Genomic DNA, 12,729 nt, shown 5'->3' with positions numbered 1-12,729 from the left:
CCCGGCGGCCCTCCGTGTGTCCACGACCGCAGGTCCGGGCTCGCCGTGCGTCCAACGGCCGCCGGGCCCGGCCCGGAGCGGACCGGACCCGGCGGCGCGTCACCCGGCGCGGGCGGGTCGGCCGCCGCCGTGCCGGCGGGGCGGGCGATTCGGGGCGGCACCCCCCTTGGGGCAGGGGGTTAACTTAGGCTAACCTTGCTTCGTGGCGAAAACCCCCAGGCTCATGCCTGAGCAACCCGGTCTGTTCCGCGGCCATGTGGTCCGCAGCCTGCGAGTCTCCCCCTCCATGCAACGGGTGACGGTCACCGGCGACACCCTCGGCGACTTCCCGTGGATGGGTTACGACCACTGGTTCCGCCTCTTCGTGTGCCTGCCGCACCAGGACGAGTTCGTCCTCCCGGAGCTGACCGGCGCGCGGTGGTGGGACCCGTACTACGCCCTCCCCGAAGCAGTGCGGCCGCACTGTGCCAACTACACCGTCGCCGGCTTCCGTCCGGACGTGGCCGAGTTGGACGTCGAGTTCGTCGTGCACTGCGGCCCGGCGGGCGAGCCCGAGGGCGCCGCGGCGATCTGGGCCTGCGCGGCCCGGCCCGGCGACCCCGTCGCCCTGCTGGACCAGGGCCTCATCTTCGACCGCCCGGACGACGCCACCGAGGTGCTGGTGGTCGCCGACGAGAGCGGCCTGCCCTCCACCGTCGGAATCCTGCGCTCCCTCCCGCGCGACGCCGTGGGCCGGGTCATCCAGGAGGTCCCGCTCGCGGGCGACTGCCGCACGCTCGACGCGCCGGCCGGCGTCGCGGTGACGTGGGTCGTCCGTGACGACGCGTCCGCGGTGCCCGGTGAGGCGGCACTGGAGGAACTGCGCCGCCACGAGTCGTTCGACGCCGCGGGATACGCCTTCGTCGTCGGCGAGTCGACGCTCGCCACCGAGGGGCGTCGCCACCTGGTCCGCGCGGGGCTCCCCAAGGACCGCATCACGTTCTCCGGCTTCTGGAAGAGCGAGAAGAAGGCCAAGGTCGCCCGCGTCCGCGAACGCGTGGCCTGACAGCCCACCTGCCCCGACCCCGCCTGCCACCTGACGGGCGTTCGCGTTCCCGGCCCCTGCGTGCCGGGAACGCGTGCTGGGAACGCGTGCCGGCAAGGCGTGCCCGGCCGGGACCACGCCCGGACGCCAGTCGTGCGCGCGCCGAGCACGCGTCGACGCGCGGAAGTCACGCCTTCCCGGCGTCCCCCCGGAACGCGCCGAGGATGCGTTCCGCCGCCAGGGTCGGCGTCAGTCCGCCCTCGCGCACCCGCCGTTCCAGTTCCGGCGCGAGCGCGCGGACGGCGGGGTGGGCGCGCAGGCTGTCCAGCAGTTCGTCGCGGACCATGGTCCAGGTCCAGTCCACCTGCTGCTCGCGTCGCTTCGCCGCCAGCCGTCCGGTGGAGTCCAGCAGCTCGCGGTGCTGCTCCAGCCGTTCCCACAGGGTGTCCAGCCCTGTCGACTCGCGGGCGCTGCAGGTGAGCACCGGCGGCGTCCAGGCGGCGTCGGCCGGGTGCATCAGTCGCAGCGCGCCCGCGAGTTCGCGGGCCGCCGACCGGGCGTCCCGCTCGTGCGGACCGTCGGCCTTGTTGACGGCGATCGCGTCCGCCAGCTCCAGCACGCCCTTCTTGATGCCCTGCAACTGGTCACCGGTGCGGGCCAGCGTCAGCAGCAGAAAGGTGTCCACCATGTTGGCGACCGCGGTCTCCGACTGGCCCACCCCCACCGTCTCCACCAGCACGACGTCGTAACCCGCCGCCTCCATCACCACGATGGACTCACGGGTCGCCTTCGCCACCCCGCCGAGCGTCCCGGCGGTGGGGGAGGGGCGCACGAACGCCCGCGGGTCCACCGCCAGCCGTTCCATCCGGGTCTTGTCGCCCAGGATGGACCCGCCCGTCCGGCTGGAGGACGGGTCCACGGCGAGCACCGCGACCCGGTGGCCGAGGCCGGTCAGCAGGGTGCCGAGCGCGTCGATGAACGTCGACTTGCCGACCCCGGGCACTCCGCTGATGCCGATCCGCCGGGCCCGCCCCGCGTGCGGCAGCAGGTGGCCCAGCAACTGCTGGGCCAGCGCCCGGTGGTCGGGCCGGGTCGATTCGACCAGGGTGATGGCGCGGGCCACGTAGGCCCGCTGCCCGTCGAGCACGCCCTTGGTGTACCTGTCGATGTCGATCGTCGGAGCCATCCGCTCAGCGGCTCACAGCTCGTGGCCGAGCGCGGCGCCGAGCCGCGTGACCAGGTCGAAGGCGGCGTCCGGGATGACCGTGCCGGGTGGGAACACCGACGCGGCCCCCGCCTCGTGCAGCGCGGGGATGTCCTGCGGCGGGATCACCCCGCCGACCACGATCATGATGTCCTCGCGTCCCTCCGCGGCGAGCTCCTCGCGGAGCGCCGGGACGAGCGTGAGGTGTCCGGCGGCCAGCGACGAGACGCCCACGATGTGCACGTCCGCCTCGACCGCCTGCCGGGCCACCTCGCCCGGCGTCTGGAACAGCGGGCCGACGTCCACGTCGAAGCCGAGGTCGGCGAAGGCGGAGGCGATCACCTTCTGACCGCGGTCGTGGCCGTCCTGGCCCATCTTGGCGACCAGGATGCGCGGGCGGCGGCCCTCCGCCTCCTCGAAGTCGTCGACCAGCTTGCGGGTCCGGTCCACGGAAGGGGACTCTCCTGCCTCTTTGCGGTACACCCCGGAGATCGTACGGATCTGCCCCGCGTGCCGCCCGTACACCTTCTCCAGCGCGTCCGAGATCTCGCCGACGGTGGCCATCGCCCGCGCGGCGTCCACCGCGAGCGCCAGCAGGTTGCCCTCCAGGTCCGGGCCCGGCGCGCGGCCGGCGGCCCCGGTCAGCGCGCGCAGCGCTTCCTGGCAGGCCGCCTCGTCGCGTTCCTCGCGCAGTCGGCGCAGCTTCTCGATCTGCCGGGTGCGGACGGAGGAGTTGTCGACCTTGAGGACGTCGATCTTCTCGTCCGTCTCCACCCGGTACTTGTTGACGCCGATGACCGGCTGGCGCCCCGAGTCGATGCGCGCCTGGGTGCGGGCGGCGGCCTCCTCGATGCGGAGCTTGGGGATGCCCGCGTCGATGGCCTTCGCCATCCCGCCGGCCGCCTCGACCTCCTCGATGTGGCTCCACGCCCGCCGCGCCAGGTCGTGGGTGAGGCGTTCGACGTAGGCGCTGCCGCCCCACGGGTCGATGACCCTGCCGGTGCCCGACTCCTGCTGGAGCAGCAGCTGGGTGTTGCGGGCGATCCGGGCGGAAAAATCGGTGGGCAGTGCCAGCGCCTCGTCCAGCGCGTTGGTGTGCAGCGACTGGGTGTGTCCCTGGGTCGCCGCCATCGCCTCCACGCAGGTGCGGGTGACGTTGTTGAACACGTCCTGCGCGGTCAGCGACCAGCCCGAGGTCTGCGAATGGGTGCGCAGGGAAAGCGACTTGGCGTTCTTCGGCTCGAACTCCCGGACCAGCTTCGCCCACAGCAGCCGCGCCGCCCTCAGCTTGGCGATCTCCATGAAGAAGTTCATGCCGATCGCCCAGAAGAACGACAGCCGCGGCGCGAACGCGTCCACGTCGAGCCCGGCCTCCCGGCCCGCCCGCAGGTACTCCACCCCGTCCGCCAGCGTGTACGCCAGCTCCAGGTCGGCCGTCGCCCCCGCCTCCTGGATGTGGTAACCCGAGATCGAGATGGAGTTGTAGCGCGGCATCTTCCGCGAGGTGTACGCGAAGATGTCGGAGATGATCCGCATGGAGGGCGCGGGCGGATAGATGTAGGTGTTGCGGACCATGAACTCCTTCAGAATGTCGTTCTGAATGGTCCCGGCCAGCTTCTCCGGAGGAACGCCCTGCTCCTCGGCCGCCACGATGTACAGCGCCAGCACGGGCAGCACCGCGCCGTTCATCGTCATCGACACCGACATCTCGTCCAGCGGGATGCCGTCGAAGAGCTGCCGCATGTCGAGGATCGAGTCGATCGCCACGCCCGCCATGCCGACGTCGCCGGTCACCCGCGGGTGGTCGCTGTCGTACCCGCGGTGGGTCGGCAGGTCGAACGCGACGGACAGGCCCTTCTGCCCGGCGGCGAGGTTGCGCCGGTAGAAGGCGTTCGACTCCTCCGCCGTGGAGAACCCGGCGTACTGACGGATCGTCCACGGCTGGTTGACGTACATCGTCGGGTACGGGCCCCGCAGATACGGGGCGATGCCCGGATAGGTCTCCAGGAAGTCGAGGCCCTCCAGGTCCTGCCCGGTGTACAGCGGCTTCACCGCGATGCCCTCGGGCGTCTCCCACACCAGGTCCTCCGCGGAGGAACCGGTGGACTCCTTCACCGCCGCCCGCCACCGATCGGCGGACACCGCCTCCGTCCGCGGCTCGCCCAGGGGCAGCGCGGAGAAGTCGGGGACGGGGCTCTCGGGTGCGTTCGGCGTCTGCATCACGCCACTCCCATGCGGTCGAGTACGGAGGACAGGACGGCCACCGCGTCGCAGCCGGCGAAGACGTAGTCGTCCACCCCGGCGTGCTCGCCGGGCCGGCCCGCGAGGTACACGCGCGGGGCCCCGGCCGACGCCAGCGCCGCCGCCACCGGGGCGGCGGCCTCGGCGTACAGCGGGTCGGACGAGCACAGGCAGGCCAGGCCGGCGCCGCTCGCGGCGAACGCGGACCCCGCCACACCGGGGGAGTCCACCGGAACCGTCGCGGTCACCGGCTCGATCCCGGCCGCCCCGAAGAAGTTCGACGCGAACGAGACGCGGGCGGTGTGCGCGGACGCCGGTCCGATCGCCGCCAGGAAGACCCGTGGCCGCGAACCGGTCGCCGCCAGATGGGCGTCCGCACGCCGGCGCAGCGCCTCGAACGCCTCGTCGCGGCGCACCCTCGGCAGCCCGCCGCCGGGCACTGCCGGGGCGGGCTCGCGCTCCGGCAGTCGTTCCGTCAGGTTCGGGAACTCGCTGACCCCGGTCACCGGCTCCTTGCGCCGGGCGAGATCGCGCGAGCGCGCCGCCCAGGTCGCCGCGAGCCTCTCGGCCACCAGGCCCGAGGCGAGTGCCGCGGACAGCCCGCCGGCCCGCTCGGTCTCCTGGAAGAACGCCCACCCGGCCTCGGCCAGTTCGTCCGTGAGCCGCTCCACGTACCAGGAACCGCCCGCCGGGTCGACGACCCGTGCCAGGTGCGACTCCTCGATCAGGATCGCGGAGGTGTTCCGCGCGATCCGCCGGGCGAACGCGTCGGGCAGCCCCAGCGCCTCGTCGAACGGCAGCACGGTGACCGCGTCCGCCCCCCCGACGCCCGCCCCCAGGCAGGCCAGCGTGGTGCGCAGCATGTTCACCCACGGGTCGCGGCGCGTCATCATCACCGTCGACGTCACCGCGTGCTGCCGCTGAGCCCCCGCGCCCGGCGCCCCGCACGCCTCCGCGACCCGTGCCCACAGCCGGCGGGCGGCCCGCAGCTTGGCGATGGTCAGGAACTGGTCGGCGGTCGCCGCGTAACGGAACTCCAACTGTCCGCAGGCCGCTTCCACGCTCAGACCGGCGGTGGTCAGCTCGCGCAGCCAGGTGACGCCGGTGGCCAGCGAGAGACCCAGCTCCTGCGCGGCCGAACCGCCCGCCTCGTGGTAGGGCAGCGCGTCCACGCTCACCGCGCGCAGCCCCGGATACTCCCGGTCGCACACCCGCGCCCAGTGCACCGCCTCCGAAAGGTCCGGCTCGGCGCCGGTGCGCGCCGCGCGTCCCCACGGGTCGGCGCCCAGGGTGCCGCGTACCGCGCTCTTCGCCACGCCCCGCTCGGTGTGCAGCCGCAGCAGCTCCGCCGCGGCCGCCCCGAACTCCTCGGCGGCGTCCAGCGCCACCGGCGCCAGATCGAGATGGACCCCCTCCAGCGCCCGCCCCAGTGCCGCGACCGGCACGCCCGAGGGGCCGCCGACCGTGAGCCAGAGCGAGGACACCCCGTTCTCCAGGTCGGCCAGCAGCGCCTCGTTCAGCCGGGCCGGGTCGGCGAGCGCGTGGCGCTGCCGCACGTCCCAGCCGCCCGTCGCGGTGCCCGCGGCGGTGCCGCCTCGGGTGAACGGGGCGAAGCCCGGCAGACCGGACGGGGGAGCGGAGTCGCGCGAGGTGTAGAGGGGGCGGGTGGTGACCCCCTCCTCCAGGGTGGTGGACAGCGCTTCCTCCGCCGCCGCGCCCCCGACGTCCTTGCCCGACTTGCGCAGCACGCCCTCGACGAGGTGCTGCCACTGGTCATGGGAAGGATGCGGGAATGCGGCGGCCAGGGAAAGCCCGTCGGAAGGCAGGACCGTCATGCCCAGATGCTAGGACAGCGGGCGCGGACCGGAGCAGAGGAAGCCCCTGTGACCTTGCCCTCCCAAGGTCGTTCTTGATCCTTTCCCGGGAGTGGCGTACGCCCCGCCCGCGCCGCCCGGCACCGGCGCGCCCCGGCCGGAGACGGACAGTTCGTTGGAACACCGGTGGTCTCCCGGCGTTTTTCGTTGGTGTTTTCGTCCGTACATGCGACGTTGATCAACAAATAGGGAAAACGTCGGGAAAGAGGCATGTCATCGTGCAGACCGCTCGGGCCGTCCCGGCCACCACCGTCGTCAATCTGCGCGATCTCGGCGGCATCGCCCTGGAACCCGGCCGCCACGTCCGCCACGGGGTCGTCTTCAGGTCCGGGCAGCTCAGCGACCTGGATCCGGAGCACGACATGGCGGTGGCCGCGCTCGGCATCCGTACGGTCGTCGACCTGCGCACCGCCGACGAACGCCACTGGGCCCCCGACCGGCTGCCGGTCGGCGCCCGGCTCTTCGTCGCCGACGTGCTCGGGAACAACCCGGGCGTCGCCCCGGCCCGGCTGCGCGCGCTGCTGGCCGACCCGGAGGCGGCGCAGGAGGCGCTCGGCGGCGGCCGGGCCGAGGAACTGTTCGCCGAGACCTACCGGACCATGGTCCTGTCGCCGGGCGCGTCGGCGGCCTGCCGCGCGTTCCTGGAGACGGCCGCCGACGCCGCCGCACGGCCGGTGCTGTTCCACTGCACGGCCGGCAAGGACCGCACCGGGTGGGCCACCGCCGTGCTGCTGATGATCCTCGGCGCCGGACGGGACACGGTCCGCGAGGAGTTCCTGGCGGTCAACCCGGCGGTGCGCACGGCGTTCGTCCCCCAGGTCCAGCGCTTCCTCGACGCGGGCGGCGATCCGGACATCGCCGCCGCCGTCATCGAGGTGCGCCCCCGCTACCTGCAGGTCGCCCTGGACGCGGTGGACGAACGCTGGGGCGGCCTGGAGGGGTATGTCGAGAAGGGCCTGCGGCTGCCGGAACCCGTACGCGAACGCCTGCGGGACGGCCTGGTGGCGACCGGCTGACACCGCACACGCACACCACCGCAGGCCCGTCGCGGCACACCCACATCGCGGCAGGGCCGTCGCCGCAGGGGCAGCGTGAGGGGCCGGTCCGGACGCGGCGACGGGCCGGTGCGGTGGCCTGCGCGGCCTTTCGCACCGGCCCGTCGGGGCCCGGCATCCCGGCTACAGGTGCAGCAGCCGCTCGGTGAGGTCCCGGTACCGCTGGAGCGTGAGACGCAGCTCCTCGGTCCGCTCCCCGGCCGCCTCGCCCTCGCCGGACCGCGCGGAACCGCCGGCCCGCAGCTCGTTCCCCTGCTTCTCCAGCGCCTTGGTGAGACCGGCGACGATCTCCTCGAAGGTGCTGCCGGCCTCCTGCACCGCGTGGTGCGGGTCCTCCACGAAATCGCTCACGGCGTGCCGCATCCGCTCGTTCCAGGCGTCCTGCTCGGCCGCCGGGATGAGGCCGCCGGGGCGGTCGCGGTCATGGCCGCCGGCCTTCGTGCCCGGGTCCCGGCCGGCCTTCGTGCCGAGGTGCCCGTCCGCCTTCGCGGAGACGTCGCGGCCGTCGCGGCCGGCCGTCCGCGCGGAGACGTCGCGGTCCGCGTCGTGGTCCACCGCGCCGCGCCCGGTGGTCCGGTGGCCGTCCTCGTCGCCCCGCGCGGGGGTGACCGGCACGGCCGTGGCCTGCGTCCTACCGTCGTGCAGCCGCTGCTCCGGCACCGCCGGCGGCTCGGTCGGGGCGGCGGGCGCCGCTCCCCGGCTCTCCCGCCCGTCGTCCGCGGCGCCCCGCGCGGCGGTGTCCTGCCTCCCGGCGCGGTCCGTGCCGGCCTCACCCACGGCGGTTTTGCGCGTGCTCCCGTCGGTGGCCGGCTTCTCACCGGGCGCGGTGCCGCGGCCGTCCCTCCCGGGGAGCACCTTCCCGGCGACGTCCTTCTCCGCCGCGTCCGGGGCGGCGGCCGGCCGGTTCGTCCCGGCCGGGGAGACGCCTCCGGCCTGCTCGGGGCGCTCGGGGACGCGCCCCGAGATCCTGGTTCCGTCCTCGCGCTCGGCGGCGCGGTCGTCTTCGGTCGATCCGTACGTCATGAGGTGACACTTCCCTTCGTGGGGTGGCGGTGCTGGTCGTCGGTGGCCGGGGCGCTCTTGTCGCCGCCCAGCAGCGCGTCGAAGAGACCGCGTGCCTCGACGAGGGACTCGCGCATCTCCTCCGTGCCGCCTCCGCCGTTCAGAGCGGCGTGCACCCGGCGGAAACCGTGGACGTGGTGGGGGTGGTGCACCGACAGGGCGTCCGCCCGCTCCTCGAACCGCGCGTCGGCGGGGAAGCCCCGGTCGCGGGAGAGTTCGGTCAGCAGGGCGTCGGCCTCGGCGACGGCTTCCTGCGGCGAGTCGACGAACCGCTCCTGGACGTGGGTCCAGCGGGCCGTGTACTGCTCACGCGCCCCGGCCGTCAGCGGCGGGCGCGTCAGCGAACCGTGCCGCTTCACCCGCTCGGAGAGTTCCAGCTCGGCCGCCTTGGTGTCGCCGTCGTGCCGGGCCACCACCCGGTCGTACTCGGGGCCGAACCGGCGGCGCAGTCCGTGCCCGCCCCCGGAGCGTCCCCGCAGGACGAAGTAGGCGGCGGCCGCGACGACGACCACCACGAGGAGAATGATCAGTGCGGTCTTCACGGCTGCCGCTCCCGTCGCCCGTCGTCCGGTACCCAGCTCTCTCGCACGGTGGCCAACTCCCCTCGGTCGTGCCCGGCGGTCGGTTCCGGCCGGACCGGTGCGTCCAGTCGTGTACCCGGCATCCGCCGTTCGAGGCGGACGAGTTCGCACCGGTCGCCGGAGGGTCACGTTCCGCGCTCCGCGTCCGTGCCGGGCGGCGGGGCGGCCGGGCCTGTGATACTCGCCGTATGAGGCCAGGAACCACCCCGACCGCCGCGACGCCGATCAGGCGCGCCGTCCCCCGCGACGCCGGGCGCCTCACCCGCGTCGTCCGCACCTCACGGGCCTACGCGGACCGGTACGCCTCGGCGGTCGCCGGCTACCGGGTCGGACCGGACTACCTGGCGGCCCACCGCGTCTTCGTCGCCACCGAGGGCGACGGCGGCCCGGTCCTCGGTTTCTACGCCCTCGTCCTCGGCCCTCCGGGCCCGGCCGAACTGGACCTGATGTTCGTCGCCGACGCGGCCCAGGGCCGGGGCATCGGCCGGCTGCTCGCCGCCCACCTCGCCGCCGAGGCGCGGGCGGCGGGCGCCACCGGGGTGCGGATCGTCGCCCACCCGCCCGCCGAGGGCTTCTACCTGACCGTCGGCGCCCACCGGGTCGGCACCGTCCTCGCCTCCCCCTCGGTCCCCTGGGACCGCCCCGAACTGCTGCTCCCGGTGGACGGACCCGGCCCGGAGTGACCCGAAATCCGCCGGCCACGTGAGGACACACCCGTCCCTGTGGTGCTATCGCGCCCCAATGGGGACGATGGCGGGATGGGAGACACCGCACTCATCGTCATAGACATGATCAACAGCTACGAACACGAGGACGCGGACCTGCTGCTGCCCTCCGTGGAGAAGGCGGTGCCCACGATCGTGGGCCTGCTGGAGCGGGCCCGCGGGCGGGTTCCGGTCATCTACGCCAACGACAACTTCGGCCAGTGGCGCTCCCACCACGGGGAGATCCTGGACCAGGCCCTCGCCGGGGCCCGCCCGGACCTGGTCGAACCGCTCCGGCCCGACGACGCCTCGCTGTTCGTCGTCAAGGCACGCCACTCCGTCTTCTACGAGACACCGCTGCACTACCTCCTCGGCCAACTGGGCGTCGACCACGTCGTGCTGTGCGGTCAGGTGACCGAACAGTGCGTGCTCTACTCCGCACTGGACGCCCACATCCGGCACCTGCGGGTCACGGTCCCGTCCGACGCCGTCGCCCACATCCACCCCGAACTCGCCGACGCGGCGCTGACGATGATGCGGCGCAACATGGCCGCCACCATCTGCCAGGCCGATGACGTGGACTTCGGCGGAGCCCCGTCCTCCTGACGCCTGCCACATGGTGGGATTCGACGTGAACATGCGGGGAACGCGGAGATTCACCCGAAGGGGTGAAGGAATCCGTACTGAGGAGGGCTTTGTGTCGACGACCCCGGACAACGGCAGACGGGAGACCGAGGAGGAGCGGGCCGACCGGCAGTGGGCGGAACTCCTCCAGGAGTTGCGCGTGGCCCAGACCGGCGTGCAGATCCTGTTCGGCTTCCTGCTCGCCGTGGTCTTCCAGCCGCGCTTCGCCGACCTGTCCACCGTGGACCGCAACATCTACGTCGTGACCGTGCTCGTCGGGTCGGCCACCGCCGCCGCGCTCATCGGCCCGGTCTCCTACCACCGGCTGCTGACCGGCCGCCGGATGAAGCCGCAGACCGTCGTCTGGGCCTCCCGGCTCACCGTGCTCGGTCTGGTCCTGCTGTTCTGCACGATGTGCAGTGCCCTGCTGCTGATCCTGCGGGTCGCCCTGCACAACCAACTGGCGCTCTGGCTGGTGGGCGGGATGGCGCTCTGGTTCGCCCTGTGCTGGTTCGTCTTCCCGCTGTGGGCGCTCGCTCGCGAGAAGCTCACCGGCGAGGGGACGACGAAGGAGGACGCGAAGTCCGGGAGCGGTCAGGACTCCTGACACCCGCACAACGGCCGGGGGGCCGGGAGCAGACCGCTCCCGGCCCCCCGGCCGCCGGTCCGGCACTGCTCCCCGGCCCGCGCAGTCCGTCTCCGTCAGTCGCCGGAGCCCTCGGGGGTGCGGACGTCGGTGACGGTGAACAGCGCGCCGTCCGGATCCCGCACCACCGCCTCCCGGCCGCCGAGCACCTCGTCCAGGGCGGCGAACGTGCCGCCCGCCCGGCGCACCGCCTCCACCGTGCCGTCCACGTCGTCCACCGGGAACTGCACCTGCCAGTGCGGGCGCGCCACCGGGTCGGCCGCGGCCTCCACGGCCCCGGAGCTGATCCGGGCCAGCGGACGGCCGCCGCACCGCACGATGACCTCGTCCCGCTCGTAGGCGACCTCGCAGCAACCGGGGCGCCCGCTCGCCCAGTCCAGCACCTCGCCGTAGAAGATGGCCGCGTCGAACGCGTCCCGCGTCCGCAGCCGCAGCCAGGCGTGCGCGCGGTCGTCGGACGCCGGGGGAGTGGTCGCCGGTTCGACGCGCTCCCACAGGCCGAACGACGCCCCGTCCCGGTCCGCCGCCAGCACCCCGCGCCCCCTACCGAGCGCGAGGGGCCCGACCGCCACCGTGCCGCTGCGCTCGCGGACCCGGCCGGCCGCCACGTCCGCGTTCTCCACCGCGAAGTACGGCATCCAGTTCACCGCCACCTGGTACGCGGACGAGACGGCGCCGATCCCCGCCACCGGCACCTCGCCGCGCCGTGCGACGGAGAACTCCCGGCCCAGCTTCCCCGGGCGGAAGGTCCACCCCAGCACCTCGCCGTAGAAGCGCTGCGACGCCTCCAGGTCGCGGGCCACCAGGTTCACCCAGCACGGCGCCGCCGCACCCGTGAGGGGCGCGGCGGCCCTGGTGCTTCGGGAGTCGCTTCCGGTCATCGTGCCCACGCCCTCATCGGTTCCGGGGCCCGCCGGCGGCTGCGCGCGGGCCACGACCAGACTCGGCCCCCCCGGCGGGTCCCGCAACACGCGGCCGCCGGTCATCCGGCACCGGGCGGCGGCGCGTGGGTGACGTCGAGGAAGCACCGCCCCGCCGCCACCCCGCGCCGCCCCCGCCACGACGGACCGCGCCGCCGCCCAGGGCTGCTGGGCTGCGGCGCGGACAGGTCGTTCCACCGTCGTCCGTGGCGGACGACGGGCAGGGTCTCGGTTCAGTCACGCGGGCGGTCCGACTCCGGCGGAAGCTTCTCGTTGCCCCGGTCGCCGAGTTCGTAGGGGGAGAGCCCCTTGCGGTCGTCCGGGAACTCGTCCGAGCCGTGCACGTCGTGCTGCTGGACGTGGGTCCGGTGGGCCGGGGGGACCGGCTGCTCGTCCGGGCGCGGCGGTGGGAGTTCCTTGTCCTTGCGGCGCATACCCAGCCAGAACGCGCCGATCAGCAGGGCGACCACCGCCACCCCCGCGACCGCCATGACCACCCCGACAGCGCCCGGCCCATCAGCGAGCGTCGCGGCGGAAAGTACCTGGGCTCCGTTCGTAACATCCATGCAAGCCGCATACCCCGGTCGAGCGCCCGCAGACAGCTGCTGATCGCAATTCATGTTTTGTAGTCATATGAGCGGAAAGGCGTTTTGTATGGCGAAAATCGGCTACGTGGCGACCGGGCGGACGCATCCCCGGCGACCCGTCAGGGGCGCGGCCACCGCCGAACCGCGTGGACCGGGAGGCCGCGTCCTCCTCGACGGCGGGAGCGTCAGCCACGCCGCTACCCACTT

12 protein-coding genes are annotated in these 12,729 nt (G+C 73.7%); 5 read left to right on the top strand and 7 right to left on the bottom strand.

Annotated elements, in window-relative coordinates:
• The first annotated feature begins 202 nt into the window (after window positions 1-202).
• Window positions 203-1,045, top strand: a complete 843-nt coding sequence (locus Q0994_RS18510; RefSeq protein WP_299536133.1) for a siderophore-interacting protein — start codon at window positions 203-205, stop codon at window positions 1,043-1,045.
• A gap of 166 nt (window positions 1,046-1,211) precedes the next feature.
• Here Q0994_RS18510 and meaB read toward each other — a convergent pair whose 3' ends face one another.
• Genes meaB through Q0994_RS18495 form a run of 3 tightly spaced genes read right to left on the bottom strand, consistent with a single transcriptional unit; the run spans window position 1,212 to window position 6,304 of the window.
• Window positions 1,212-2,210 carry a methylmalonyl Co-A mutase-associated GTPase MeaB gene (gene meaB / locus Q0994_RS18505; protein WP_299536130.1) on the bottom strand — a complete coding sequence of 333 codons (999 nt, stop codon included), beginning with the start codon at window positions 2,208-2,210 and terminating at the stop codon, window positions 1,212-1,214.
• A gap of 12 nt (window positions 2,211-2,222) precedes the next feature.
• Window positions 2,223-4,448, bottom strand: coding sequence for a methylmalonyl-CoA mutase (gene scpA, locus Q0994_RS18500; protein ID WP_299536127.1), 2,226 nt, complete (start codon window positions 4,446-4,448; stop codon window positions 2,223-2,225).
• On the bottom strand, window positions 4,448-6,304 hold the full coding sequence (locus tag Q0994_RS18495) for a methylmalonyl-CoA mutase subunit beta (RefSeq protein ID WP_299536123.1): 1,857 nt from the start codon (window positions 6,302-6,304) through the stop codon (window positions 4,448-4,450). Before Q0994_RS18495 ends, scpA begins: the two co-directional genes overlap by 1 nt.
• Window positions 6,305-6,561: 257 nt before the next feature.
• Between Q0994_RS18495 and Q0994_RS18490 the strand changes: the two genes are divergently transcribed.
• The gene (locus tag Q0994_RS18490) at window positions 6,562-7,359 is read left to right on the top strand and encodes a tyrosine-protein phosphatase (protein ID WP_299536121.1); all 798 of its coding nucleotides are present in this window, start codon (window positions 6,562-6,564) and stop codon (window positions 7,357-7,359) included.
• Between the two features lie 162 nt (window positions 7,360-7,521).
• Here the strand turns inward: Q0994_RS18490 and Q0994_RS18485 are convergent, their stop codons facing one another.
• Both Q0994_RS18485 and Q0994_RS18480 read right to left on the bottom strand, forming a co-directional pair.
• Entirely contained in the window at window positions 7,522-8,421 is a 900-nt protein-coding gene (locus Q0994_RS18485) for a hypothetical protein (RefSeq protein ID WP_299536119.1), read from the bottom strand.
• Window positions 8,418-9,002, bottom strand: coding sequence for a hypothetical protein (locus Q0994_RS18480; protein WP_299536117.1), 585 nt, complete (start codon window positions 9,000-9,002; stop codon window positions 8,418-8,420). The genes Q0994_RS18485 and Q0994_RS18480 overlap by 4 nt, the downstream gene beginning before the upstream one ends.
• A 227-nt stretch (window positions 9,003-9,229) precedes the next feature.
• Between Q0994_RS18480 and Q0994_RS18475 the strand changes: the two genes are divergently transcribed.
• The 3 genes from Q0994_RS18475 (at window position 9,230) to Q0994_RS18465 (ending at window position 10,976) form a co-directional block, all read left to right on the top strand.
• Entirely contained in the window at window positions 9,230-9,724 is a 495-nt protein-coding gene (locus Q0994_RS18475) for a GNAT family N-acetyltransferase (RefSeq protein WP_299536115.1), read from the top strand.
• A gap of 75 nt (window positions 9,725-9,799) precedes the next feature.
• Entirely contained in the window at window positions 9,800-10,351 is a 552-nt protein-coding gene (locus tag Q0994_RS18470) for a cysteine hydrolase family protein (protein ID WP_299536113.1), read from the top strand.
• Between the two features lie 91 nt (window positions 10,352-10,442).
• Window positions 10,443-10,976: a DUF6328 family protein gene (locus Q0994_RS18465; protein ID WP_299536110.1), complete on the top strand. Its 534-nt coding sequence runs from the start codon at window positions 10,443-10,445 to the stop codon at window positions 10,974-10,976.
• Window positions 10,977-11,071: 95 nt separating this feature from the next.
• Here Q0994_RS18465 and Q0994_RS18460 read toward each other — a convergent pair whose 3' ends face one another.
• The gene (locus Q0994_RS18460) at window positions 11,072-11,896 is read right to left on the bottom strand and encodes a VOC family protein (RefSeq protein WP_299536107.1); all 825 of its coding nucleotides are present in this window, start codon (window positions 11,894-11,896) and stop codon (window positions 11,072-11,074) included.
• 272 nt (window positions 11,897-12,168) lie between these two features.
• Window positions 12,169-12,501 (bottom strand): DUF6479 family protein, encoded by a 333-nt coding sequence (locus tag Q0994_RS18455; RefSeq protein ID WP_299536105.1) that lies wholly within the window; start codon window positions 12,499-12,501, stop codon window positions 12,169-12,171.
• Between the last annotated feature and the right edge of the window lie 228 nt (window positions 12,502-12,729).

This window comes from uncultured Streptomyces sp. (genome assembly GCF_947488945.1).
GTDB lineage: Bacteria > Actinomycetota > Actinomycetes > Streptomycetales > Streptomycetaceae > Streptomyces.
Note: the sequence above shows the minus strand (reverse complement) of the source record. Positions and strands in the feature narration are given on the sequence as shown.